The sequence below is a fragment of the Streptomyces sp. NPDC058812 genome (genome assembly GCF_042744565.1).
GTDB classification, from domain to species: domain Bacteria; phylum Actinomycetota; class Actinomycetes; order Streptomycetales; family Streptomycetaceae; genus Streptomyces; species Streptomyces thinghirensis.
In genome coordinates this window covers 590,093-615,444 of record NZ_JBHYOB010000002.1, presented here as the reverse complement: position 1 = coordinate 615,444, position 25,352 = coordinate 590,093, and the positions used below count along the sequence as shown (strand labels likewise).

The window sequence follows — 25,352 nt, the reverse complement described above, 5'->3', positions numbered from 1 at the left end:
GATCCTCGAACTGAAGAACACCATCAACACGATGGTCGACCAGCTCTCCGCCTTCGCCGACGAGGTCACCCGCGTCGCCCGCGAGGTCGGCACCGACGGGCGGCTCGGCGGCCAGGCCGACGTCCAGGGCGTCAAGGGCACGTGGCGCGACCTCACCGACTCGGTGAACTTCATGGCGGGCAACCTGACCAGCCAGGTCCGCAACGTCGCCCAGGTGGCCACCGCCGTGGCCAAGGGCGATCTCTCCCAGAAGATCACGGTGGACGCCCGCGGCGAGATCCTCGAACTGAAGAACACCATCAACACGATGGTCGACCAGCTCTCCGCCTTCGCCGACGAGGTCACCCGCGTCGCCCGCGAGGTCGGCACCGAGGGCAACCTGGGCGGGCGCGCCCAGGTGCGCGGTGTGTCGGGCACCTGGAAGGACCTGACGGACAACGTCAACTCCATGGCCAACAACCTCACCGGCCAGGTCCGCTCCATCGCCCAGGTCGCCACCGCCGTGGCGCGCGGCGACCTGTCGCAGCGGATCACCGTGGAGGCCAAGGGCGAGGTCGCGGCGCTGGCCGACGTGATCAACACGATGGTCGACACGCTGTCGGCGTTCGCCGACGAGGTCACCCGCGTCGCCCGCGAGGTCGGCACCGAGGGCCGGCTCGGCGGCCAGGCGCAGGTGCCGAACGTCGCCGGCACCTGGAAGGACCTCACCGACAACGTCAACTCCATGGCCAACAACCTCACCGGCCAGGTCCGCAACATCGCGCTGGTGACGACCGCGGTGGCCCGGGGGGACCTGTCGAAGAAGATCGACGTCGACGCGCGCGGCGAGATCCTGGAACTCAAGACGACGATCAACACCATGGTCGACCAGCTCTCCGCCTTCGCCGACGAGGTCACCCGCGTCGCCCGCGAGGTCGGCACCGAGGGCCGGCTCGGCGGCCAGGCCGAGGTGGAGGGCGTCTCCGGTACCTGGAAGCGCCTCACGGAGAACGTCAACGAGCTGGCGGGCAACCTCACCCGCCAGGTCCGCGCGATCGCCGAGGTCACCTCCGCCGTCGCCGAGGGCGACCTGACCCGCTCCATCAACGTGGAGGCGTCGGGCGAGGTCGCCGAACTCAAGGACAACATCAACTCCATGGTGGAGTCCCTGCGCGAGACCACCCGCGCCAACCAGGAGCAGGACTGGCTCAAGACCAACCTCGCCAGGATCTCCGGCCTGATGCAGGGGCACCGGGACCTGCCCGTGGTCGCCGAGCTGATCATGGACGAGCTGGTGCCGCTGGTGTCGGCCCAGTACGGCGCGTTCTATCTGGCCGAGGACGGCGACGACGGGCCCGAGCTGCGGCTCGTCGGCTCCTACGGCTATCCCGAGGACGCGAGCAGGCCCACCCGCATCGCCTTCGGCCGCACCCTGGTCGGCCAGGCCGCGCGCAGCCGGCGCACCATCGTGGTGGACGAGCTGCCGGCCGGCTACGTGACGATCTCCTCCGGGCTCGGCGAGGTGGTGCCGACCGCCCTGGTGCTGGTGCCCATCGTGGTCGAGGGACAGGTCCTCGGCGTCATCGAGCTGGCGTCGGTCACCGCGTTCACGCAGGTCCACCGGGACTTCCTGGAACTGCTGATGGAGACCATCGGCGTCAACGTCAACACGATCGTGGCCAACGCCCGTACCGACGAGCTCCTCTCCGAGTCGCAGCGCCTGACCGCCGAGCTGCAGGCCCGTTCCGCCGAGCTCCAGGTCCAGCAGGAGGAGCTGCAGCGCTCCAACGCCGAGCTGGAGGACAAGGCGTCCCTGCTCGCCACGCAGAACCGGGACATCGAGGCGAAGAACCTGCAGATCGAGCAGGCCCGGCAGGAGCTGGAGGCCCGTGCCCAGCAGCTGTCGCTGGCCTCGAAGTACAAGTCGGAGTTCCTGGCCAACATGAGCCACGAGCTGCGCACCCCCCTCAACAGCCTGCTCATCCTCGCCCAGCTGCTCGCCCAGAACCCGTCGCGCAACCTCACCCCCAAGCAGGTCGAGTACGCGGGAATCATCCACTCCGCGGGCTCGGACCTGCTCCAGCTGATCAACGACATCCTGGACCTGTCGAAGGTCGAGGCGGGGAAGATGGACGTCGCCCCCGAGCGCGTGACGCTGCGGCAGCTCATCGAGTACGTCGAGGCCACCTTCCGGCCCATGACGACGCAGAAGGGCCTGGAGTTCACGGTGTCGACGGCCGCCGGAGCACCGGTGGACCTGCTGACCGACGAGTCCCGGCTGCGTCAGGTGCTGCGGAACCTGCTGTCCAACGCGGTGAAGTTCACCGAGCGGGGCGGGGTGGAGCTGGCCGTCGAGCCGGCGTCGGACGACGAGGTGCCCGCCGGTGTGCTCCGGGGCGGTGCGGTGGTGGCCTTCCGGGTGACGGACACCGGTATCGGCATCCCCGAGCAGAACCTGGAGTCGATCTTCGGCGCCTTCCAGCAGGCCGACGGCACGACCAGCCGCAAGTACGGCGGCACCGGACTCGGCCTGTCCATCACCCGGGAGATGGCCCAGCTGCTCGGCGGCGCCGTCACGGTGGACAGCACGCCCGACCGGGGCAGCACGTTCACGCTGTTCCTGCCCGTGGCCCGGCCCGACTTCGAGGAGCTGCTCGACCGGGGCGCGGAGCACGCCCCGGCCGAGTCCCCCGCCGACGTGCTCACCCGCCCGGCGACGGTGCCCGAGCTCACGGGCGGCCACCGGCAGCGCCCGCGGCGGCTGCTCGTCGTGGAGGAGCGTCCGCGTGGTCTGCTGACCCTCGTCGCGGAGAGCGTGATCGCCGACCTGACGCACGGACGGGACGACGCGGGCGACCGGCCCCCGCTCGACGTCATCACGGCCGTGGGGGCACAGGAGGCCGCGGGCGCGCTCGCGGCCGAGCCGTGCCACTGCGTCGTCCTGGAGCTGGGCATGCCGGACTCGGAGGCGTCCCGCTTCCTGGAGGCGCTGCGCGGCGACTCGGCACTGGCGAACGTGCCGGTGCTCGTGCACAGCGGTCACCGCGCGGACGCGGCGCTGGAGGAGAGCCTGCGCTCCGGGGCGGAGGGCGGGGCGCTGGAGTTCCTGTCCAGCCTCGACGAGCTGCGGGAGCGCATCGCGCTGCACCTGGCCGCCGAGGAGCCCGGTGACGTCCTCTCCCTGGTCCGGCCCGAGGAGCCGCAGAACCTGGCTCCGGACGCCGTGGACGACCCGTCGTCCGGGCGCACCGTCCTCGTCGTCGACGACGACGCGCGCAACCTCTTCGCGCTCAGCGGGATCCTGGAGCTGCACGGTTTCCGGGTCCTGCACGCGGAGAACGGACGCCGGGGCATCGAGACGCTCGTGGACCACCCGGACGTCGCCCTGGTCCTGATGGACGTGATGATGCCGGAGATGGACGGCTACACGGCGACGGCCGAGATCCGCCGGATCCCCCGGTACGCCGAGCTGCCGATCATCGCGGTCACCGCGAAGGCGATGCCCGGCGACCGGGAGAAGAGCCTCGCCTCGGGCGCCAGCGACTACGTCACCAAGCCCGTCGACACCCGGGACCTCATCGCCTGCGTCCGACGGTGGCTGCCCGCATGAACGTGCCGGCCCCCGTCCCGTACACCGGTGGGCCGAGCGGTGCGCGGCCCGTGCCGTCGCGCTCCGTGGCGGTCTCCAGCCGAGGAGCGTCCTCATCGTGAACATGTCCGAGCAGCCACGCGGGCCGGCCGGCGATGCGCCGCGGGACGCGTCAGCAGCGCCGCCCCCGGCGTCCGGGCCGCGGCAGTCCTGCGCGGTCGACGGGCCGGCCGCCGGCTTGCGCGCGATGGCCCCGCTGTCGCCCGTGGGCAGGCTGGCGGCCACGGTGGACCGGCTCAGCCGCGAGGTGCGGGCCGCCCAGGCGGAGGCCGAGGGCCGGGCCCTCATCGAGCTCGCCAAGGGCATCCTGGTCGCGCGGCTCGGGTGTGGTCCGGCGCAGGCCGCGCGGCAGCTCGCCGAGCTGGCCGAGCAGTCCCAGGTGACTCCCCTGGAGTTCGCGGTCGACGTCATCAATCAGGCCGCCCGGGACCGGATGTCGGAGGTGACGGACGCGTTCCTGACGGCCACCGCCGCCGTGCGGGCCACGGACGCCGAGGACGGCGGGGACACCGGGGGCGCCGGGGAGGCGGTGGCCGAGTCGGCCGCCGTGCGCCTGCGGGCGGCCGAGAGCGGCGCGCTGGCCGCGGACGACACCCAGGCGGTGGCCGACGCCCTGCTGGAGCAGGCGCTGCGCCCGCTGGGCGCGGTCGCCGTGGCCATCTGGGCGGCCGGGTACGACGGGTCGCTCACGTTGGCCGGCAGCGCTGGGTTCTCCCCCGCCGAGGCCACCCGCTGGCGTTACGTGCCGCCGGACGTGGCGACGGTGGCCCGGTGCGGGCTGACCGAGCGCGAGGGTCAGTGGATCACCTCGCTGGCCGGTACGGGGCTGCCCAGCGTGGGCCGGCACCAGTACCCGGACGGCGGCAGGGTCGCCGTGCCCGCCGGTACCGGGGGGCGCATCCACGGCGTGCTGGAGATCGCCTGGCCGGTGCCGCTGGCTCCGCAGCCGCCCCAGGTGGTCCGTCAGGTGGAGGCCCTGGCGGAGCTGTGTGCGCACACCCTGGAGTCGTACACGCCGCCGGACGGTGCGGGGCAGGAGCCGCCCGTGATGCCGGACGCGGTGGAGCTGATGGACCTGGCCGACGGCCTGTACGACCCCGCCCTGGTCCTGGTGCCGCACCTGGACGCCGCCGGGGAGCTGGCGGACTTCCGCATCCAGCACGTGAACAAGAGCTTCCTGGATCCCGCAGGACGGCCGCGTGCCGTGGTGCGCGGCGCGCTGCTGCTGGAGGCCTACCCGATGGCCGCCGGGGACAGCGAGCTGTTCCAGAACGTGGAGCGGGTGTACGCCACGGGCGAGCCGTTCCGGGCCCGGCGCATCAACCTGACCGCGCTGGTGGACCAGGTGCCGCTGTCGGCGGTCGCGGACATCAGTGTCAGCCGGCATGGCAACGCCGTTCTGCTCATCTGGCGCATCGAGGACGAGACGGCCCGGCTGGCCAGCCTCCTCCAGCACGCCCAGCGCCTCGGCCGCATCGGCGGCTTCGAGGAGAACCTGCTGACCGGCGAGATCACCTGGAACGGACAGCTGTTCGACCTGTACGGGCGTCCGCAGACGAGTACGCCGGTGCCGCTGGAGGAGCTGGCCGCCCACGCCCACCCGGACGACGCCGTCACCATCGGCCGGTTCCTGCGCACACTCCTGCACCACCGGCGGCCGGCGTCGGCGGCGTTCCGGCTGCAGCGGCCCGACGGGGTGACCCGGCACGTCCGGGCGGTGGCCGAACCGGTCCTGGACACCGACGACCGCCTCCTCGTCGTACGGGGGGCGTACCAGGACATCTCGGCGCAGCACTGGACCGAGGTGGCGCTCGCCGCGACGCGCGACCAGCTGGCGCACAGTGAGCAGCAGGCCATCGAACGCAACCGGCTGACCCTCCAGTTGCAGCACGCCATCATGCCGCCGGCCCAGACGCCGCTCAAGGTGCCGGACCTCCACGTGGCCGTCCGGTACCGGCCCGCCGAGACGGAGCAGCTGGTGGGCGGCGACTGGTACGACGCCGTGATGCTGCCGAGCGGGCGGGTGCTGCTGTGCGTGGGGGACGTGGCCGGGCACGGCATAGAGGCCGCGACCAGCATGGTGGTGCTGCGCAACGCCCTGCGGGGCCTCGCGGTGACCGGCGCCGGGCCCGGTCAGCTGCTGTCGTGGCTCAACATCGTGGCACACCATCTCACGGGCGGGGTCACCGCCACCGCGGTGTGCGGGCTGTACGACCCGGCCCGGCGCACGCTGCGCTGGGCCAGGGCGGGACATCTGCCGCCGGTGCTGGTCCGGGGGGCGGACGCCAAGCCGCTGCCGATGCTCAAGGGCATGCTGCTGGGAGCGGTGGCCGAGGCGGCGTACGAGGAGGACGAGGTGCAGCTGGCCGGCGAGGACACGCTGCTGATGTACACCGACGGTCTGATCGAACGCCGCGACCGCTCGGTGGAGGAGGCGCTGGCCCAGCTGCTGAGCACCGTCCGCCCGACGCCGAACACCCTCGACCAGCACCTGGACCGGCTGCTCACCTACAGCAGGTCGGACACGGACGACGACACGTGCCTGGTGGGCATCCGGGTCGGGTGACGGAGGGCGCGGAATTCCGGTCCCGACCGGACAGGTGTGACGAACGGATTCGGGGGTAATCGCCGGGCGCGGTGGGACATGACGCCCCACCGTCCGGCCGCATTGTTGGAGGTACACGTGCCCATAGCCCAGAACCCGCTGTCCGTCGAGGTGACGCTGCCCCGGGAGGAGGTCGCGCTGCTCACGGTGGAGGGCTACCTGGACGTCGACACCGCGACCGAGTTCCAGCACCATCTGGCCAACCAACTGCACCACGGCCGACGGCACTTCCTGCTGGACCTCTCCGAGGTTCCGTTCATGGACTCGTCCGGCATGAACATCATCCTGCGGGTCTATCAGGAGGCACGCGAGCTGCCGGGCAGTGTGCACATCATCTCGCCCACCCCGGCGGTGCGGCGCGTTCTGGATCTGACGGGGGTGAGTCTCACGGTGCCGGTCTCCGAGAGCATCGACGAGGCGCTCTCCCGCGTGGACGCCCAGCCGGAGGGGCCGCGGATACCGGAGGTCTGAGTTCCCCCTCCTACCCGGCGCTCATCCGGACCGTTCACGCGGGAGCAGGTGTCGTACGAGGTCGGCGGGTGGTTACAGTGGTCGCCCGGCAGGGTCACGTCGCCGTCACGTCGCCTCCCGGGGCTGTGCGGCGCAACGCGGATGAGGAGTGGAACAGGTGCCGGAACAGGCGGAGGGAACAGCGGGATCGCCGACGAACGAGGTCAGGGACTTTCTGCGGCGCCGCCGTGAGCAGATCGCCCAGCGATGGGCGGACGAGCCGTTGTTCCGGGCCGTGTTCACCGTCTCGCGCGACGAGGCGGTCGAGGCGGGCAAGGCCGTGGTGGACGCGCTGGCCCAAGTGGCCGACGCGGCGCGGGTGGAGGACCCGGACGCCGCCGGATTCACGACGGTGCGCGAGCAGTTGGCGCGGATGGGAGCGGCCCGCTCGCGGGCGGGGCTGAGCACCGCCCAGGTGTCGAGCGAACTGGCCGCCCTGCGTCCGCCGGTCGAGAACCTGCTCCTGTCCGATCTGTCGGACGCCTCGGCCGACGACGCGCGGGCCTGCGTCACCACGCTGAGCGTGATGATGGGCACGCTGCGGGTCGTGGTCATGCAGACGGCGCTCAGCGAGGGGCAGGCGCTCATCGACCGCCAGCGGCTGCAGTTGATGGAGGTGGCCACGCCCGTCATCAAGCTGTGGGACGGCATCGTGGCCGTTCCGCTGATCGGGACGCTCGACAGCGCCCGCAGCCAGGTGGTCATGGAGACCCTGCTGGAGTCCATCGTGGAGCAGCAGGCGCGCTACGCGATCCTGGACATCACCGGGGTGCCGACCGTCGACTCGCTGGTGGCCCAGCACCTGATGAAGACGGTCGCGGCGGCCCGGCTGATGGGCGCCGAGTGCATCGTCTCCGGCATCCGGCCCGCGATCGCGCAGACCATGGTCCACCTCGGCCTGGACCTGGGCACCGTGGTCACCCGGGCGAGCCTCGCCGACGCGCTGGGCTACGTGCTGCACCAGCTCGGGGTCGGCATCGTGAACCCCGTGGTGAACGGTCCGGTCACGCGGTGAGCGAGGCATTCCCGGGGCCCCACGCGGGTCCCGTGACGGGTCATGTTCCGGTCCTCCGGCTCGGCGAGGTCCTGCTGGTCACCCTTCAGGGAGACCTGCACGACAGCACGGCGCAGCAGCTCCAGCAGGACCTCGCCGAGACCATCTCCCACAGCGGCGCCACGGGTGTGATCATCGACATCTCCGGTGTGGAGATCGTCGACTCCTTCCTCGGCCGGGTCCTGGCGGAGATCGCCGGTCAGACCGAGTTGCTGGCCGCGCGCACCGTTCTGGTCGGCATGCGGCCGGCGGTCGCGATCACTTTGGTGGAGCTGGGCCTGACGCTGCCGGGCGTGCACACCGCGCTCAGTACCGAGGTGGCTCTTGACCTGCTGACGCGGCACGCCCCGTCGTCCAGCTACGGCGGCCTGCGCCAGGAGAGTCCGTGATGCACACTGCCGCGGGCGCCCAGGCCCGCCTGCCGATCCGTTCGGACATGGATCTGGTGTGGGTACGTCAGCACGTGCGGCAGGCCGCCGCCCAGCTCGGTTTCGGTCTGGTGGACCAGACGAAGCTGGTCACGGCGGCCAGCGAACTGGCCCGCAACACGCTCGTGTACGGCGGCGGTGGATCGATGGAGACGGAGCCTCTCGCCGAGGGGGGCACCCGGGGACTGCGGCTGACGTTCAGCGACCAGGGACCGGGCATCGCGGACCTGGAGCAGGCGCTGAGCGACGGCTTCACCTCGGGGGGCGGGCTGGGCATGGGGCTGGGCGGCGCGCGGCGCCTCGTGCACGACTTCGCGATCGAGAGCAGCCCGGGGGCGGGCACCACCGTGCGGGTGACCTCCTGGGTGGGCCGTGCACCGCGCCCGCGTGAGGAGTCCTGATGCCTCGCGTGTGGGACGTACCGGTGCACGACTCGACCCGGGTACGCGACGCCCGGGTGGCCGCGGAGCACGCGGCTGCCCTGGCCGGACTGGACGAGCAGCGCACCGCCACCGCGGCGCTGGTGGCGACCGAGCTGGCCACCAACCTGCTCAAGCACGCCGGGGGCGGTGAGGTCCTCATCGACGTCGTCGCTCCCCCGGTCCTCAAGGCCGACCGTGACGGCGAGACCCGGCTCGTGCAGGTCGCCACGGTCGACCACGGCCCCGGGATCGCCGACGTGTCCGCCGCTCTGCGCGACGGTTTCACCACGACGAACTCCCTCGGCGCCGGTCTCGGCACCTGCGCGCGCCTCGCCGACGACTTCGACCTGCACAGCGTCCCGGGGCGGGGCACGGTGGTGGTCGCCCGGATCGGCGCCGTACCCGACGGCCGTGCCGCGGAGCCCGGTCCGGCGGCCGGGGTACGGGCCGGCGCGGTGAACGTCCCCTTCGGCGGGGCCGACTACTCGGGCGACGCCTGGGCATGGGCGCGGGCCGGGGACCGGGTCACGCTGATGCTGGCCGACGGGCTCGGTCACGGCCCGGAGGCGGCCCGCGCCTCGACCGCCGCCGTCGAGGCGCTGCGCGGTTCGGCCCACCTCGCGCCCGCCGAGGCGCTGCGGCGGCTCAACACGGCGCTGCGCGGGACCCGCGGCGCGGCCGTCGCGGTGGCCCAGGTCGACACGCGCGCCGCGGTGCTCAGGTTCGCCGGCGTCGGCAACATCGGGGCACGGCTGTGCGCGGGCGGCACCTGGCGGCACCTGGTGTCCCGGCCCGGCATCGTCGGCACCCACCGGCCCACGACCCTGCGCGAGGAGGAGGCGGCCTGGTCGGACGACCGGGTGCTGGTCCTGCACAGCGACGGTCTGCCGAGCCGCTGGACTCCGACTCCCGACACCCGCCGCACGGCGGCCGACCCGGCGGTGATCGCCGCGGTGACGGTCCGTGACGCCAGCAGTTCCGCCCGCCCGGTGCGGGACGACACCGCCGTGGCCGTACTGGCCTCGACCCCGCCGGATGCCCGATGACCCGTACCCCACACACCACCGACGCGCCCCGGGCCCGCACCACCACCGCGCCCCCGGCCGCGCCACCCCTGGAACACCCGCACCCCGTGACCCCACCGGACAACCACCCCACCCGCCCCACGCAGGACGACACCGCCACGACCGGCCCGGCCCCGACCCCGCTGGACCGCCCATGACCCGCACCTGGCAGATCACCGACACCACCGACGCGGCCCAGGCGCGCATCACCACCGCGCGACTGGCCGCGGCCTACGGTGTGCCGCCCCTGGAGCGCGCGCGGCTGGTGGCCTCGCTCGGCGCGCAGTTGCGGCTGTGTCTGACCAAGGGCGGTACCTGGCGGCTCACCCTGGAGGCGGGCACGGCTTCCCGCGCCACGCCGGAGGCCGCGGAGAAAGTGCTGCACGCCGTGCTGACGCCGTCCCGCGACGCCGCAGCCGCCGGGGAGCCCCCGTGGCGGGTCACGGTGCCCTGCCCCGAGGCCGTGCCGACCGCCGATGTCGACGCGCCCGCGGACGACCCGACCACGCTGGCCGAGGCCCTGCTGGGAGCCGACGAGGACACCGCGCTGGTGTTGGACAGGCTCTCCGAGCAGGAGGACCTGGTCGACTTCCACCGGGAGGAGCTGCACCAGACGAACCAGGGCGTCGTGGCCCTGCACGCCGAGCTGGACGCCGCCGGGCGGGCCCAGCGGGAGGCGTTCGCCGCCGAGCGCAAGGCGCGTACGGAGGCGGAGAACGCCCGTCGCAGGCTGACGTTCCTGGCGGACGCGAGCGCGGTGCTGACGGCGTCGCTCGACCACCACGAGATCGTGCGCCGCCTGCCGGAGCTGCTGGTGCCGGAGTACGCCACGAGTGTCGACGTCTGGCTGTTCGACCAGGAGGGCGACCGGCCCGGGCCCGCCCATCCGGCCGCCGCCGTGGTCGCCGCCCGCACCGGGCGGCCCCAGTACGCCGCCGCTCACCCCGGCGGCCTGCCCGGCGTCGACGACCAGCCGCCCTCGGCGCTGGACCCGCGGCGCCCCCTGCTGTGCATCCCGCTGCCGACGCGGCAGGCGCCCCTGGGGGTGGTGACCCTGTCCCCGCCCGGGGAACGCTGGGACCCGGACGACGCCGTGATGGTGATCGAGCTGACCCGGCGGGCCAGCATCGCGATCGACCACGCCCAGCGCTACCAGCACAACCGCGACATCGCGGAGACGCTCCAGCGGGCCCTGCTGACGGAACTGCCCGCCCCGCCGGGCCTCGGCCTGGCCGCGCGCTATCTGCCGGCCACTCACGGGCTGAACATCGGCGGCGACTGGTACGACGCGTTCCGCCAGCCCGACGGCGGCGTCATCGCCGTGGTCGGCGACGTGACCGGGCACGGGCTGCGCGCGGCCGTGATGATGAGTCAGCTGCGCACCGCGCTGCGCGCCTACGCCGTCGACGGCGGCAGCCCCGGCCGGCTCCTGACCCGCTTGCACACGTTCCTCCACCACCTCCAGCCGGACCTCTTCGCCACCGCCGTCATCGCCCGCTTCCACCCCGACGACCCCACCATGACGTGGGCCGCCGCCGGCCATCCGCCGCCGGTGCTGCGTACCCCGGACGGGCGGGTCCAGACCCTGGACGCGAAACCGGGTGCGATGCTCGGCATCCCGCTGAAGCAGGAGATCGCCGACCACACGGTGCCGCTGGCGCCGGGCTCGACGCTCGCGCTGTACACGGACGGCCTGGTGGAGCGCCGCGCCCGGGGCATAGACCCGGGCATCGCGCGGCTGGCGGAGGCGCTCGGGTCGTTCGGCTCGGCGGAGCTGGAGGCGGACCTGGAGGGTTCGGCGGACGGCATCCTGCGTCCCCTGCTCAGCGACTCCGAGCGGGACGACGACGTGTGCCTGCTGCTGTGCCACCTGCGCGGGTCCGCCTGACCTGCGCCGACACCGTCCGCCCACCGGAAAGTCCCCGGCCGTTCGCTCCCGCCCGGTGCGCTGCGGGCCCGGGCGGGGCATGGTGGTGATCGGAACGTGTCGCCTGCCTGCCGCGTCCGGCTGGCCGAACCGGCGTGGGCGCGGTGGGATCGACGAGGTGCGAAGCAGCGATCCAGGGGCAGGCGAATGGCGTTCGCGGCGACCGCCTGGAGCCGCAGAAAGGGATGAACACCGTGACACGACCCAGGATCCTGGTGGTCGGCGCAGGTTTCGCCGGCGTGGAGTGCGTCCGCCGTCTGGAGCGGAAGCTCTCCCCCAACGAGGCCGACGTCACCCTGGTGACGCCATTCTCCTATCAGCTCTATCTGCCGCTGCTGCCCCAGGTCGCCTCCGGGGTGCTGACGCCCCAGTCGATCGCGCTCTCCCTGCGCCGCAGCAGCAAGTACCGGACCCGGATCATCCCGGGCGGGGCCATCGGCGTGGACCTCAAGGCGAAGGTCTGCGTGGTGCGCACCATCACCGACCAGATCGTCAACGAGCCGTACGACTACATCGTGCTGGCCCCCGGAAGCATCACCCGCACCTTCGACATCCCGGGCCTCACCGACAACGCGTTCGGTATGAAGACGCTGGCGGAGGCCGCGTACATCCGCGACCACGTCATCTCCCAGCTGGACCTCGCCGACGCCAGCCAGGACCCCGCGGAGCGCGCCTCCCGGCTGCAGTTCGTGGTGGTCGGCGGCGGTTACGCGGGCACCGAGACCGCGGCCTGTCTGCAGCGGCTGACGCACGCGGCCGTCAAGCGCTACAACCGGCTCGACCCGAGTCTGATCAAGTGGCATCTGATCGACATCGCCCCGAAGCTGATGCCCGAGCTGGGCGAGAAGCTCGGACGCGACGCGCAGGAGGTCCTGACGCGGCGCGGGATCGAGATCTCCCTGGGCGTGTCCATCGAGAAGGCCGGCCCCGAGGAGGTCACCTTCACGGACGGCCGGGTGGTGCCCACCCGCACGCTGATCTGGACCGCCGGAGTGGTGGCGAGCCCGCTCATCGCCACGCTCGGCGCGGAAACGGTCAAGGGACGGCTCGCGGTCACCGCCGAGATGTGCCTGCCGAACCACGACGGAGTGTTCGCGCTCGGCGACTCCGCCGCCGTGCCCGACCTCGCCAAGGGCCAGGAGGGCGCGGTCTGCCCGCCCACCGCCCAGCACGCCATGCGGCAGGGCCGGCACGTCGCCGAGAACCTCATCGCCACTCTGCGCAACCAGCCGATGCGGCCGTACGTCCACAAGGACCTGGGTCTCGTCGTCGACCTCGGCGGCACCGACGCGGTCTCCAAGCCGCTCGGCGTCGAACTGAAGGGCCTGCCCGCCCAGGCCGTGGCCCGCGGCTACCACTGGTCGGCGCTGCGCACGGGCGTGGCGAAGGCCCGGGTGGCGGCCAACTGGACGCTCAACGCCATCGCCGGCGACGATTTCGTCCGCACCGGCTTCCAGGCCCGCAAGGCGGCCAAGCTGAAGGACTTCGAGTACACCGACGCCTATCTGACGCCGGAGCAGGTCCGAAAGCAGGTCGAGGGAGCGGGCCGGGCGCAGCTGTGACCCGGCGGCGGTGGTCCGTTCGCGGCATGACATGCTGAGAAGTGGATCTCGGCGTGAACCGGCCGGGCATCGGGCGTGAATCGGGAGAGTGTACGGCGGCGTGAAGGCAGCGGGGCGCTCGGTGCGGACACGGCTGCGGGACCGCGTCGCCGCGTCCGACCCCGGGCTGCTGCGGCTGACGGCGGGGCTGCGGACGGTGGGCGCCATCGCGCTGGCGCTGGCGGTGCTCGCCGTGTTCGGTGCGGACGTCACCCATCTGGTGGCGGGCGCCATGGCGGCGATGGTCGCCACCTTCGCCATCCGGGAGAAGGAGCCCAGGGGGCAGGCCGTCACCCTCGCGCTGGGCCTGCCCGTCGCCCTGGCGTCGGTGTCCATCAGCGCCCTGCTCACCTCGCGGGTCGTCATCGGTGACGTCTTCTTCGTCGTACTGATCTTCTGTGCCGTCTTCGTCCGCCGGTTCGGCGACCGCGGCACCGCACTCGGGCTGATCGGCTTCCAGGTCTACTTCGTGTCCCTGTTCGTCGGCGCGAATGTGTCGGTACTTCCGGGGCTTTGGGGTGCCATCGCGGTGGCGTTCGTGTGCAGCGCGGTGGTGCGCTTCGCGGTGGTGCCGGAGACACCGGCGGGCGTGCTCCAGCGGCTGCGGCAGGCCTTCCGCGCCCGGCTGGCGCAGCTGATCGCCACACAGGCCGAGTTGCTGGACGCCGGTCCGGACGGGATCGACAAGACGCTCGAGCACCTGCGCGACGGCACCGCGCGCCTGCACGAGACGGCCCTGATGATCCAGTCCCGGCTGGAGGAGGGCACCCCCGACGAGTCCACCGCGCGCCTGGTGCAGCGGCGCATCGCGGACGCCGAGATCGCCGCCGAGCGCCTCGGCCTGCTGCTGCTGACCGCGCGCAGCGCCGAGCGGGCGGACACCCTGACCCTGCATCTGCCGGGCGCGCCCGCGCCCTCGGTGGGCCGCTCACCGGCGCCCGGCGAAGCCACGGAGATCCTGCGCCGCGATCTCGGGGCGCTGCGCACGCTGGTGCTGCGGCCGCCCGCCGAGGCACGGGGTACCGCGCTGTCCCATCTGCGCAACCGGCTCCTCGGCTACCGCGACGAGGAGAACCTGCCCGAGGCTATTCCGGCGGTCCAGGACGTGTTCCGCGGCATCGGTGAGACCGCGCGTGCGGTCATGGGCCTGCGGATCGCCCTGGACGGGCCGCAGGACGAGTCGGACGACACTCCCGCGACGACCCGGTCCCGGGAGGAGCTGGACGCCGAGGACGCCGCCATCGACGCCGGTGAGGAGGGTGCGCCGAAGGAGGAGCCGACCGGGCTGCGGCGGCCCACCACGCGCGCCGCGGTGCAGGTGTCGGTGGGGTCGTCGCTGGCCATCCTGGGCGGGGAGCTGCTGTCCGCCCAGCGCTGGTACTGGGCGGTGCTCGCGTGCTGGATCGTCTTCCTGAACACGGCCTCCACCGGCGAGATCCTCGTCAAGGGCTACCGCCGCGTGCTGGGCACGATGCTCGGGGTGGTGGCCGGCATCGTGCTGGCGGGCCTGGTGGGCGACCACACCTGGGTCGCGTTCGGGCTGGTGCTGCTGTTCATTTTCGCGATGTTCTACACGGCACCACTGTCGTACACGCTGATGTCGTTCTTCGTGACGGCGATGCTGGGACTGCTGTACACCCTGCTGCACACCTACAGCCTGTCGGTGCTGCTGCTGCGCGTGGAGGAGACGGCGCTCGGCGCGGCCTGCGGGATCGTGGCGGCGGCGCTGGTGCTGCCGATACGCACCGACCGGCGTACGAACGAACTGCTCGGCACGGTGCTGGAGCGGCTCACCGACGTCACCGAGGGGGCCGTCGACCAGCTCAGTGGCGGGCCGGCGGCCGATCTGCTGGACACGGCGCGGGAGCTGGACCAGGCCCTGGGCGACCTGCGGGCCGCCACCCAGCCGCTCACCCATCCGATCACGCCGTTGCGGGCCCGGCGCAACACCGCCCAGTACGTGGTCGCGCTGCTGGAGACCTGCGCCTATCACGCGCGGTCCCTGGCGGCGACGGCCGAGCTGCTGCCCGCCCACCCCTCGATCGCGGCCGACCCGCGGCTGCGCGGGGCGGTGCGGCGCACGGTGCGCAACATCGAGGCGATCGCCGCCCGCGTCGCCGACGAGCACGCGGAGACCGAGGTGGAGACCGGGCCGAGCATCGCCTCGCTGCTGACACCGGACGCCGCCGGGGTGCCGCGGTACGGCCGCATCACCGGCCGGGTACTGCGGCACCTGGAGCGCCTGGACGAAGCGGTCATGGGGCTCGCCCGCCCGCTGGGCGTGCCCGTGGGGCCGCCGAAGCGGTGACGCTCAGAAGTCGCTGGGCAGACCGCTCGCCTCGGCGATGCCGCGCAGTTCCTCGTTCTGCACGTGGCGCTCCTTGAGGTAGTCGGCTATCTCCCCGAGGCGTTCGGGGTCGGAGGCGGTGGCCGCGTCGGTGACGACCCGGACCGGTCCGGTCTCGTCGGTGCTGATCTCGACGACCTCGTTGTCCAGTCGGCCCGTGACCGCGGTGGCGATGACCAGGGCGGCCTCGTCCCTGATCGCCTGGGGCAGCGCCTCGGCGTTGTCCCCGTCCAGGGAGAAGTCGATGGTGGGCATCTGGTGCTCGTCGATCGCCTGGAGGACGGGTTCCACCACGCTGAGCAGCAGCTGGTAGTCGTCGGTCTCCATGCGTATGCGCAGGAGGTCGAGGTAGACGTCCACGGGACGTCCGTCCGGCGGAGGAATCTCGTGTTCGTTCATTCGCCCCGTGTTCCCCGTGCGGCGCGGCTCAGACGCGGCGCCATCGCGCGAGGGCGAAGGAGAACCCGCCGAACAGCATCAGACCTGCGGCGACGCAGATCAGGAGCCAGGGTCCGAGCGGGGTTTCGGCGAAGGAGCGGAGGGTGTCGTCCAGTCCCTTCGCCTTGTCGGCCTCGTAGTCGACGGCGGCCCGCACGGCGAAGGCGCCCGCCGCGGCGAAGACCAGCCCGCGCGCCGCGCCGCCCCCGACGCCGGTGACGTCGACCAGCCGGCGGGCCCGGGGGCTCAGCGCGCCGATCTTCAGCTTCTTGTGATAGCTGCGGCGCAGGGCCTGTACGCCGATCACCACTCCGGCGACGACGATCGCGACGCCGGCCACGCCCACGAGCCACCGCCCGGCGGGCATCTCCATCACCTTGGCCGTGACGTCCCGGGACTGCTGGTCGCTGGAGCCGCTGCCGCCGGCCCCGGCCGCGAAGGACAGAACGGAGTAGGCGACGAACGTGTAGAACACGCAGCGGGCGGCGGTCGGCAGCCGCTTCTTCGCCGTGTGACCGTCCTTGCCCGTGGCGCCGAACAACGCCTCGGACAGGCGCCACAGCGCCATGCCGACGAGCCCGATTCCGAGCGCCCACAGCAGTACGGCGCCGAAGGGCTTGCTCGACAGCTCGGCCAGGGCACCTCCCCGGTCCGCCTGCCGGTTTCCGGTGCCGAAACCGATCTGCAGGGCCAGGATGCCGACCAGCAGGTAGATCACGCCGCGAGCGGTGAGGCCCGCTCGGGCGGCCCCCTCGGCGGCCGAACCGTTCGCCGCCCGCCTGGCCCGACCGCGGCCGGTACGTGCCATGACACGTGCGTTCATGTGGACCTCCCCTCCCGGACTCCGCGTGCCCCGGCATCGCCCGCGCACACCGGGCGGCGGGGCTCTGACCCGGCGGAGCGCGCGCCGCCCCGGTCACCGTGACGCACGACTGCCCGTACGCCGCCTCGCGGCATACAGGCAGTCACGCCACCACGCGTCCCCGCCGTGGTCAGTCCGCCACTCCCGCGGGCTCGGCGACGGGTACGGGCACGGGGGCCGGGCCGGCCGCGAGCCAACGGCGGGCGGCCTCCAGGGCCAGTGCCACGTCACGCGTGCCGGTCGACACGCACAGCGTGTACGCCAGGTCCCGGGTCCGGGGGCCCGGTCCACCCGTGTCGTCGGCGGGCTCGCACAGCGCGGCCGCCTCGTACTCGTCGACGAGTCCGCGCAGCACCACGGGGTGAGGCATCAGCATCCGTCTCGTTCCTCCTTCGGTCCTCTTACGTCAGGTGCGCACCGGCCGACCGGTCCCCCGGCGGCCCGCCCGCTGGCCCATCGCGTCGTCGCGGACGCGGGCGCAGCTGCGGCTGATGAGTCGCGAGACGTGCATCTGTGAGATGCCCAGGCGATCGGCTATACGGCTCTGCGTCATGTCCTCGAAGAAGCGCATGTAGAGGATCGCGCGCTCGCGTTCGGGCAGCCTGCGCAGCCCTTCCTTGGCGGACTCGCGGTCGATCACGGTGTCGTACGAGGTGTCGGCCGCGCCGAGGGTGTCCGCGAGGCTGTAGCCGTCGTCGCCGGCCGACAGTTCGGCGTCCAGCGAGAGGGTGCTGAAGCTCTCCAGGGCCTCCATCCCGGCGCTGACCTCGTCCTCGGTCAGCCCGGTGTGGGCGGCGAGGGCGGCCACCGAGGGTTCGGGGCTGCCCGGGTTCTGGGTGAGCTCACGCCGGGCCACGCGCACCTTGTTGCGCAGCTCCTGGACGCGGCGGGGCACCCGCAGGGCCCACATCCGGTCCCGGAAGTGGCGCTTGACCTCGCCGGTGATGGTGGGGACGGCGTAACTCTCGAAGGCTCCCCGCTCCGGATCGAAGCGGTCGATGGCCTTCACCAGGCCGAGCGCCGCGACCTGGCGCAGGTCCTCGATGGACTCGCCGCGGTCCCGGAACCGACCGGCGATCCGGTGGGCCATGGGCAGCCAGGCCGTGACGAGTTCGTCGCGGAGGGCGTCGCGTTCGGGTCCGTCCTCCAGCCCCGCCAGCCGGCCGAAGAGGGCCATGGTGTCGGGGGCGTCGTCGTGCCGGCGACGGGCGGGAGCGGTAGTGGCGTGGGCGGGCTCGGGGGTTGCGGGGCGGGTGGCGGACGTTTCGATGAGCATGCGGATTCGCTCCTGAACGGTGGTCTCAGGGGACTTTCCGCGGGAACGGTGCTGTCCGGGTGTCTCACCCGGAGGGCCGAAGCAGCCATACCGCTCCCGCTGCTGCGCCTCCGGTCCGAAGCACGAACTTGCGACTGCCCCTACCCCGGTGGAACAAACTCCGCTTTTCGAAAAGTACTCAGGACAGCGGAACGACCACGGTGATGCACTTGCCTCCCGTGGGAAGGTCTGCCACTCGCACGTCGCGTGCCAGCCTGCAGACGATCGGCCAGCCCCGGCCGCCCACGCGGCGGCGCCCCTGGGGGTCGGTCGGCGGCACGGCCACCGGCAGGTCGTGGCTGCGGTCGCACACCGAGAGCCGGACGCCGGGTCCGACGACGTCGACCTGGAAGTCGGTGATGCCGCCGCCGTGCAGGATCGCGTTGGTGGTCAGTTCGGAGGCGACGAGCACGGCGTCCGACAGGGCGCCCGCGTCGCACGACGTGTGGCCGTCCGTGCCGCAGCATTCGGTGACGACGCGTTCGACGGTCCGGCGTGCCTCGGCGGGTTTGCAGGGCCGGTACCGCCGGCGCCGGTCCACGCCGTACTGTTCGACGACGGGTTCGGTCGTGTGCCTGTCACACATCCGTCAGCTCCCTGGTCGGTGGGACGGGCCGGATCCGGTCGGCCCGACGACGCGTGTGCGCCGCAAGGCCTCGCCCCTTTCGGCTGACCTCTGCCGCTACCCCCAAACCTCCGGCCCTCCTTACGGCCCAGCGGCCATCCAGGCGCTCTGCGGGGGTACGCGGAGTACATGACGGATGTTGTGGACTCGGACGAACTGCTGCGCCGCATGCACCGCGCGAGGGCCTGCGCGGTGGAACAGGAGCGGACCTGGCGGACGCGAAGCGAGGAGCTGCGGCCGACCGACCCGGAGGGCTCCCGGGAGGCCGCCGTACGGACGATCGCGTACGAGGCCGTCCTGCGGGTGCTGGACGAGGTGCTGACCCCGGGGCGGAACGCGCGGTGAGGAGCCGCGGGGCGGATTGACGGGGTTCCGGCCGGGAAACCGGCTCGGCATGACAGCCGATCACACCCGAGCACCGGTTCTGGAAGCCCTCGTCGACTACCGCCGCGAGGGTCGCCTGTCGTTCACGCCTCCTGGGCACAAGCAGGCGCGTGGGGCCGACCCCGCGGTGCGCGAGGTGCTGGGCGACGCCGTCTTCTACGGTGACGTGCTGGCGACCGGCGGACTCGACGACCGGCTGACCAGAGGGCGGGTGCTGCAGCGCGCCCAGGAACTGATGGCCGACGCCGTGCACGCCGACCACACGTTCTTCTCGACGTGCGGGAGTTCCCTGTCGGTGAAGGCCGCGATGCTGGCGGTCGCGGGGCCGCACGAGAAGCTGCTGATCGGCCGGGACGCCCACAAGTCCGTCGTCTCGGGGCTGATCCTGTCCGGTATCGAGCCGGTCTGGGTCGAGCCGCGCTGGGACGCCGAACGGCACCTGGCCCATCCGCCGTCCGCCGAGGAGTTCGAGAAGGCGTTCGCCGCCCATCCCGACGCCAAGGGCGCCCTCGTCACCAGTCCGACGCCGTACGGCGCGAGCGCCGACCTGCGGGCGGTCGCCGAGGTCTGCCACCGCCGCTCGGCGCCGCTGATCGTCGACGAGGCCTGGGGAGCGCACCTGCCCTTCCACCCCGGGCTGCCGTCCTGGGCGATGGACGCGGGCGCCGACATCTGTGTGACCAGCATCCACAAGATGGGCAGCGGTCTGGAGCAGGGCTCCGTGTTCCACCTGCGCGGTGACCTGGTTCCGCCGAAGCTGCTCGGTATGCGGGCGGACCTGCTGGGCACCACCAGCCCCTCGGCGCTGATCTTCGCCGGGCTGGACGGCTGGCGCCGCCAGATGGCGCTGCGCGGACACGAGCTGATGGGCGGCGCGCTGGAGCTGGCGGCCGACGTCCGGGCGTCCGTCGAGGAGATCGATGGGATGCACGTCAACGACCGGGACGACTTCTGCGGCCCGGGACGGGCCCACGGCTTCGATCCGCTGCCCGTCATCATCGACCTCGACGGTCTCGGTGTCTCGGGCTTCCAGGCGGCGGACTGGCTGCGCGAGCACCGGAGCGTGATCGCGCACATCACCGACCATCGCCGCATCGGCACGCAGATCACCCACGGCGACGACCGGGAGACCGCCGGCGAGCTGCTCGCCGCGCTCAAGGACCTCGCGTACGCCGCCCCCGGCCTGGGCCCCGCCCCGCGCGTCGAGGTGCCGTCGCCGGCCGAGCTGCGGATGCCGCAGGTCGGTCTGCCCAGAGACGCGTTCTTCGGGCCCACTCAGGATGTGCCGCTCGACCGGGCCACCGGTCGCGTCGCGGCGGAGATGATCACGCCGTACCCGCCCGGCATCCCGGCCGTCCTGCCCGGCGAGCGGCTGAGCGAGCCCGTCCTGCGGTATCTGCGCAGCGGTCTGGACGCCGGGATGTACCTCCCGGACCCGAGCGATCCGGAACTGGAGACGGTCAGGGTCGTCGCGGAGGACGGCGGGTGAGGCCCCGGGGCGGGGGCCTCGGCGCTACGGGCGAGTGAGACGGGTCACGTGACCCGGTGCCGGTTTCGCGGAACGCACAGAGATGGTTTAGCGTTCACCCATACGTGGCGACGAAGTCGACCGGAGTGTCCTTCGTACGTCACCGCTTACGGCCCTGGCTGGCTTCCCCCGTCCAGCCAGGGCTTTTTCACGCCCTCTCACCGCCGTCCCCGGATCCGGCACGGAATCCGTACGGGATCTGCCGTCCGCCGAGGTGCTCAGGGCGCCGAGAGCGACTGAAATGGGCATAGGGAAAGCCCCGGAACCGAATCGCCGGCGAGGAGCCCCGTGCCATGACCAAAGCGATCAAACTCCTGACCGCCCTCCCCCAGCCCCAGCGCGAGCGGCTGATGGCGCTCGCCCGGGAGGTCTCCTTCGCGGAGGACGCCCGGGTCTTCGAGGCGGGAGACAGGGCCGACCGCTTCTGGGTCATCCGCTCCGGCGCGGTCTCCCTGACCCAGCAGGTCACATCCCTGCAGCGGGTCACGGTCGCCAGTCTCGGCGCGGGCGACCTGCTCGGCTGGTCCTGGCTGTTCCCGCCCTACGAATGGGACTTCGGCGCCGAGGCCTTCAGCCCGGTGCGGGCCTACGAGTTCGACGCGGCCTCGGTGCTCGCCCTGTGCGAGGAGGACCCGCGGCTGGGCATCGTGCTGGTGCGGTCGGTCGCCGAGATCCTCGCGCACCGGCTGGAGACCACCAGGGGCCGGCTCATGGAGCACTACGCGCTGCACGGGCGCGGCTCCCTGTGAGGTGCCGTCAGACGCGGTAGCGGCGCAGCGCCGGCACCGCGGCCGCCAGGGCCAGCATCACCACCACGACGAGCAGCCCGCCGCCGTCCACCGCCTCCCGCGCACCGAAGGCGGAGCCCGCGCCGCCGTGCAGGACGTCGGCCAGGCGCGGGCCGCCCGCCACGACGACGGTGAAGACGCCCTGCATGCGCCCGCGCATCTCGTCGGTCGCGGCGGACAGCAGGATCGCGCCGCGGAACACCATGGAGACCATGTCGGCGATGCCGGCCACGGCGAGGAACGCCACCGCGAGCCACAGGCTCCGGCTCAGTCCGAAGCCGGTGATGGCGGCACCCCAGACCACGACCGCGCCGATCACCGTCCAGCCGTGCCGGCGCGCCCGGGAGAAGGTGCCGGAGAACAGTCCGCCGGCCACCGCGCCGATGGGGATCGCCGCGAAGAGCAGGCCGAGGGCGAGTCCCTCGCCGTAGGGGGCGTAGGTCTCGGCGGCGAGTTGCGGGAACAGGGCGCGGGGCATGCCGAGGACCATGGCGACGATGTCGGCCAGGAAGGAGAGCAGCAGCACCTTGTGCCCGGCGATGTAGCGGAAGCCCGCCACGACCTCGCGCACGCCCGCGCGGCGGACCGCCTTGCCCGACAGCGGCGGCAGGGCGGGCAGTCTGTACACGGCCCAGACCGTGACGCACAGGGCGAGGGCGTCGATCAGGTACAGCTCGGGCAGGCCGACGACCGGGATGAGCGCACCGGCGAGCAGCGGCCCGACCACCTGTCCGGTCTGCATGACGGTCGAGCCGAGCGCGTTCGCGGCGGGAAGTTCCTCCTCGGGGACCAGGCGGGCGACGGAGGCGCTGCGGGCCGGGGCGTTCAGGCCCCAGAAGGCCTGCTGCAGCGCGAGCAGCAGCATCAGGGCGGCCACCGACTCGAGGCCGGTGACCGCCTGTATCCAGAAGAGCAGCGAGGTCACGGCGATGCCGGCGTTGGTGATCAGCAGCAGCTTGCGGCGGTCCACGGTGTCGGCGACCGCCCCGCCCCACAGCGCGAACACGATCAGCGGCAGCAGGCCGGCGAGGCTCGCGGCACCGACCCAGGCCGAGGAGCCGGTGATGTCGTAGATCTGCTTGGGCACGGCGACGGCGGTGAGCTGACTGCCGACGGCCGTGACGATGGTCGAGGACCACAGCCTGCGGTAGGCCGGCCGGCGCAGGGGACGGGTGTCCATGGCCCACCGGCGCCACCCGCCCCGCCGGGCCCCGTCCGGGGCGGGGGCTTTCGCCGCGGGGCGGGGCTCGCTCTCGCTGCTGCTCTCGCTCGTGTCCACGCGCTTCCTATGTGCTCGTTACATCTTTCGACTGCGGACATCACTGTCGCAGCTCCGTTCGGGCACGGGGGACGCGCGTGACCGGGCCCGGCCCGCTCCCCGTTCAGGCTCCGGCGACGAGCGTGACGCCGAGGACGATCATCGTGGCGGCGACCACTCCGTCGAGGACCCGCCAGGCCGCGGGCCGGGCCAGGAAGCGGCCGAGATACCGGGCCCCGAACCCGAGAGCGGCGAACCAGCACAGGCTGGCGGCCGCGGCGCCCAGGCCGAACGTCCAGCGCAGCGGACCCTGGTCGGCTGCGACCGAGCCCAGCAGGAACACGGTGTCGAGGTAGACGTGCGGGTTGAGCCAGGTCAGCGCCAGGCAGGTGAGGATCGCCCGCCGACGCGAGCCCGCGGCGTCGCCTTCCGCCCGCAGCGCACCGGCCGGCCGGAACACGCGCCGAGCGGCCAGGGCGCCGTAGCAGAGCAGGAAGGCGCCGCCGATCCAGCCGACCGCGGTCAGCGCGCCCGGCCAGGCCACCACCACCGCGCCCACCCCGCCGACGCCCAGGGTGATGAGCAGGGCGTCGGACAGGGCGCAGATACCGACCACGGCGAGGACCGCGTCGCGGCGGATCCCCTGGCGCAGGACGAAGGCGTTCTGGGCACCGATGGCGACGATGAGCGAGAGGCCGGTGCCGAAGCCCGCGGCCGCGGCGGTGAGTGCGTTGGTCATGCTCTTGACGCTAAGCGGACGATCACAGGAGGTACAGCTAAAGATTCTTACGTATCCTTAGCTCTCGTGATGACAGGCGGGATGACAGGCACGATGGGAATGACCACGTCCGCCTTCGCGGATCTTCCGCTCGACCAGGTACGGACCCTGCTGGCCGTGGTGGACGAGGGCACCTTCGACGCGGCCGCCGCGGCGCTGCACGTGACGCCGTCCGCGGTCAGCCAGCGGGTGAAGGCGCTGGAGCAGCGCACCGGCCGGGTGCTGCTGCTGCGCACCAAGCCGGTGCGGCCGACGGATTCGGGCGCGGTGCTGGTGCGCCTGGCCCGCCAGGTGGCCCGGCTGGAGCGGGACGCGTACGCCGAGCTGGGGCTGAGCGGGGCCGGGGAACCGACGCGGGTCTCGGTCGCCGTCAACGCCGACTCGCTCGCGACCTGGTTCCTGGGCGCCCTCACGCGGGTGCCCCGGGAGCCGCAGCTCTGTTTCGAACTGCGCCGCGAGGACGAGGACCACACGGCGACCCTGCTGCGGGAGGGCGTGGTCATGGCGGCGGTGACCTCGTCGCCCGACCCCGTTCCCGGCTGCACCGTCCGCTACCTGGGCCGGATGCGGTACCTCCCCTGCGCCGGCCCCGGTTTCGCCGAGCGGCATCTGGACGGACCGCTGCGGGAGTCGCTCGCCGAGGCGCCGGTGGTGTTCTTCGACCGGCGGGACGACTTCCAGGACGGCTTCGCGCGACGCCTCGGTCACGACGGCGCGAGTTCCGCGCGGCACTACGTGCCGACCTCGGAGGGCTTCGTCGAGTCGGTCGCCGCCGGTCTGGGCTGGGGCATGGTGCCCGAACCGCAGGCGGAGCCGCTGCTGCGCGACGGGCGGCTCGTCGAGTTCGCCCCGGATCTGGCGGTGGACGTCCCGCTGTACTGGCAGCAGTGGAAGCTCGACTCCCCGGCGCTGGCGACGGTGGCCGAGGCGGTGGTGGCGGCGGCGCTGGAGGCGCTGCGGAGGTAGGCACGACGGCACGACCGAAGGCGCGGAGCCGGTTTCACTCCGCTGTCGACAGGTCACCCGCAACGGAGTAATGCATTCACGAGGGCGCGAACGATACCGATCGCAGGTGACTTTGATGGACAACTGGCGAGAGCACGCCGCGTGCCGCACGGAGGACCCCGACCTGTTCTTCCCGATCGGCACCACCGGCCCGGCCGCGTTGCAGACCGAGCAGGCGAAGACGGTCTGCCGGCGCTGTCCGGTCCAGGAGCAGTGTCTGCGATGGGCACTCGACACGGGGCAGTCCATCGGCGTCTGGGGCGGCACCAGTGAGTTGGAACGCCGTGCGCTCAAGCGGCGCGAGGCCGTGCGCAGGAGGTCCGGCTGATCCCGGTGCGGCCGCGTCGCCTTCGGCGCCCGGACGTGGGTTCGCGACAGCACCGCCCCGGAAGGGACCAGCCATGAGCGTACGTGTGCACCGCGTCTACGACCCGCCCGAGCCGGATGACGGCGTGCGCGTCCTGGTGGACCGGCTGTGGCCGCGCGGCATGGCCAAGGACGCCGCGCACGTGGACGAGTGGCCCAAAGGGCTCACCCCGTCGACCGAGCTGCGCCGCTGGTACCACGCGGGTGACGGCTCCTACGAGGAGTTCGCCGAGCGGTACGAGGCCGAGCTGGCCGCGCCGGAGGCGACCGAACTCCTCGACCGCGTACGGGAACTGGCGCGCGAGGGGGACGTGACCCTGCTCACGGCGTCCAAGTCGCCCGAGGAGAGCCATGCCGCCGTGCTCCTCCGCCTCCTCGACGAGGCGTGAGGAGACGGGGTAGCCGGCGAGTCGCGTCCC

General features: G+C 72.7%; 24 protein-coding genes. 17 read left to right on the top strand and 7 right to left on the bottom strand.

The features are described 5' to 3' along the window. From ACFW48_RS06860 to ACFW48_RS06810, 11 genes are all read left to right on the top strand, one after another. Positions 1-3,589: HAMP domain-containing protein (locus ACFW48_RS06860; RefSeq protein WP_386311081.1), on the top strand; the 3,589-nt coding region annotated here is incomplete at its 5' end. Positions 3,590-3,692: 103 nt separating this feature from the next. Continuing rightward, positions 3,693-6,194 carry a SpoIIE family protein phosphatase gene (locus ACFW48_RS06855; RefSeq protein ID WP_386311079.1) on the top strand — a complete coding sequence of 834 codons (2,502 nt, stop codon included), beginning with the start codon at positions 3,693-3,695 and terminating at the stop codon, positions 6,192-6,194. Between the two features lie 117 nt (positions 6,195-6,311). Further along, the gene (locus ACFW48_RS06850) at positions 6,312-6,704 is read left to right on the top strand and encodes an STAS domain-containing protein (protein ID WP_386311077.1); all 393 of its coding nucleotides are present in this window, start codon (positions 6,312-6,314) and stop codon (positions 6,702-6,704) included. A 157-nt stretch (positions 6,705-6,861) separates the two neighbouring features. Further along, on the top strand, positions 6,862-7,758 hold the full coding sequence (locus ACFW48_RS06845; RefSeq protein ID WP_386311075.1) for an STAS domain-containing protein: 897 nt from the start codon (positions 6,862-6,864) through the stop codon (positions 7,756-7,758). Further along, the gene (locus ACFW48_RS06840) at positions 7,755-8,186 is read left to right on the top strand and encodes an STAS domain-containing protein (RefSeq protein WP_386311073.1); all 432 of its coding nucleotides are present in this window, start codon (positions 7,755-7,757) and stop codon (positions 8,184-8,186) included. Before ACFW48_RS06845 ends, ACFW48_RS06840 begins: the two co-directional genes overlap by 4 nt. Then, positions 8,186-8,626, top strand: a complete 441-nt coding sequence (locus tag ACFW48_RS06835) for an anti-sigma regulatory factor (RefSeq protein WP_386311131.1) — start codon at positions 8,186-8,188, stop codon at positions 8,624-8,626. Before ACFW48_RS06840 ends, ACFW48_RS06835 begins: the two co-directional genes overlap by 1 nt. Next, the gene (locus tag ACFW48_RS06830) at positions 8,626-9,693 is read left to right on the top strand and encodes a SpoIIE family protein phosphatase (RefSeq protein WP_386311072.1); all 1,068 of its coding nucleotides are present in this window, start codon (positions 8,626-8,628) and stop codon (positions 9,691-9,693) included. The genes ACFW48_RS06835 and ACFW48_RS06830 overlap by 1 nt, the downstream gene beginning before the upstream one ends. Next, a complete protein-coding gene (locus tag ACFW48_RS06825; RefSeq protein ID WP_386311070.1) occupies positions 9,690-9,869 on the top strand; it encodes a hypothetical protein in 180 nt (59 codons plus the stop codon). The genes ACFW48_RS06830 and ACFW48_RS06825 overlap by 4 nt, the downstream gene beginning before the upstream one ends. Further along, on the top strand, positions 9,866-11,599 hold the full coding sequence (locus tag ACFW48_RS06820) for a PP2C family protein-serine/threonine phosphatase (protein ID WP_386311068.1): 1,734 nt from the start codon (positions 9,866-9,868) through the stop codon (positions 11,597-11,599). Before ACFW48_RS06825 ends, ACFW48_RS06820 begins: the two co-directional genes overlap by 4 nt. 224 nt (positions 11,600-11,823) lie before the next feature. Next, entirely contained in the window at positions 11,824-13,200 is a 1,377-nt protein-coding gene (locus tag ACFW48_RS06815; RefSeq protein ID WP_386311066.1) for an NAD(P)/FAD-dependent oxidoreductase, read from the top strand. Positions 13,201-13,300: 100 nt separating this feature from the next. Further along, positions 13,301-15,547: an FUSC family protein gene (locus ACFW48_RS06810; protein ID WP_386311064.1), complete on the top strand. Its 2,247-nt coding sequence runs from the start codon at positions 13,301-13,303 to the stop codon at positions 15,545-15,547. 3 nt (positions 15,548-15,550) lie between these two features. Here ACFW48_RS06810 and ACFW48_RS06805 read toward each other — a convergent pair whose 3' ends face one another. The 5 genes from ACFW48_RS06805 to ACFW48_RS06785 form a co-directional block, all read right to left on the bottom strand. Continuing rightward, entirely contained in the window at positions 15,551-15,985 is a 435-nt protein-coding gene (locus ACFW48_RS06805) for a hypothetical protein (RefSeq protein ID WP_121750679.1), read from the bottom strand. 28 nt (positions 15,986-16,013) lie between these two features. Next, positions 16,014-16,847 carry a DUF1206 domain-containing protein gene (locus tag ACFW48_RS06800; protein WP_386311062.1) on the bottom strand — a complete coding sequence of 278 codons (834 nt, stop codon included), beginning with the start codon at positions 16,845-16,847 and terminating at the stop codon, positions 16,014-16,016. Positions 16,848-17,016: 169 nt separating this feature from the next. Continuing rightward, entirely contained in the window at positions 17,017-17,262 is a 246-nt protein-coding gene (locus ACFW48_RS06795) for a DUF5133 domain-containing protein (protein WP_386311060.1), read from the bottom strand. A gap of 30 nt (positions 17,263-17,292) precedes the next feature. Then, positions 17,293-18,162, bottom strand: a complete 870-nt coding sequence (locus tag ACFW48_RS06790; protein WP_386311059.1) for a SigB/SigF/SigG family RNA polymerase sigma factor — start codon at positions 18,160-18,162, stop codon at positions 17,293-17,295. Between the two features lie 178 nt (positions 18,163-18,340). Further along, positions 18,341-18,787 (bottom strand): ATP-binding protein, encoded by a 447-nt coding sequence (locus ACFW48_RS06785; protein ID WP_386311057.1) that lies wholly within the window; start codon positions 18,785-18,787, stop codon positions 18,341-18,343. A 168-nt stretch (positions 18,788-18,955) separates the two neighbouring features. Here ACFW48_RS06785 and ACFW48_RS06780 point away from each other — a divergent pair, with 168 nt between their 5' ends. The 3 genes from ACFW48_RS06780 to ACFW48_RS06770 all read left to right on the top strand — a co-directional run bounded on the left by ACFW48_RS06780 (position 18,956) and on the right by ACFW48_RS06770 (position 21,487). After that, positions 18,956-19,171 (top strand): hypothetical protein, encoded by a 216-nt coding sequence (locus tag ACFW48_RS06780; protein WP_386311056.1) that lies wholly within the window; start codon positions 18,956-18,958, stop codon positions 19,169-19,171. Positions 19,172-19,220: 49 nt separating this feature from the next. Next, positions 19,221-20,699, top strand: coding sequence for an aminotransferase class I/II-fold pyridoxal phosphate-dependent enzyme (locus ACFW48_RS06775; protein ID WP_386311055.1), 1,479 nt, complete (start codon positions 19,221-19,223; stop codon positions 20,697-20,699). 332 nt (positions 20,700-21,031) lie between these two features. Further along, positions 21,032-21,487 (top strand): cyclic nucleotide-binding domain-containing protein, encoded by a 456-nt coding sequence (locus tag ACFW48_RS06770; protein WP_386311053.1) that lies wholly within the window; start codon positions 21,032-21,034, stop codon positions 21,485-21,487. A 7-nt stretch (positions 21,488-21,494) separates the two neighbouring features. On the opposite strand, the gene ACFW48_RS06765 is transcribed toward ACFW48_RS06770, so the two are convergent. After that, the gene (locus ACFW48_RS06765) at positions 21,495-22,805 is read right to left on the bottom strand and encodes an MFS transporter (protein WP_386311052.1); all 1,311 of its coding nucleotides are present in this window, start codon (positions 22,803-22,805) and stop codon (positions 21,495-21,497) included. A 103-nt stretch (positions 22,806-22,908) separates the two neighbouring features. Continuing rightward, positions 22,909-23,523: a LysE/ArgO family amino acid transporter gene (locus ACFW48_RS06760; RefSeq protein WP_386311051.1), complete on the bottom strand. Its 615-nt coding sequence runs from the start codon at positions 23,521-23,523 to the stop codon at positions 22,909-22,911. A gap of 99 nt (positions 23,524-23,622) precedes the next feature. Between ACFW48_RS06760 and ACFW48_RS06755 the strand changes: the two genes are divergently transcribed. From ACFW48_RS06755 to ACFW48_RS06745, 3 genes are all read left to right on the top strand, one after another. After that, entirely contained in the window at positions 23,623-24,528 is a 906-nt protein-coding gene (locus ACFW48_RS06755) for a LysR family transcriptional regulator ArgP (protein ID WP_386311049.1), read from the top strand. Between the two features lie 115 nt (positions 24,529-24,643). Beyond that, the gene (locus ACFW48_RS06750; protein WP_386311048.1) at positions 24,644-24,895 is read left to right on the top strand and encodes a WhiB family transcriptional regulator; all 252 of its coding nucleotides are present in this window, start codon (positions 24,644-24,646) and stop codon (positions 24,893-24,895) included. A gap of 73 nt (positions 24,896-24,968) precedes the next feature. Then, the gene (locus ACFW48_RS06745) at positions 24,969-25,322 is read left to right on the top strand and encodes a DUF488 domain-containing protein (RefSeq protein WP_386311047.1); all 354 of its coding nucleotides are present in this window, start codon (positions 24,969-24,971) and stop codon (positions 25,320-25,322) included. The last annotated feature ends 30 nt before the right edge of the window (positions 25,323-25,352 follow it).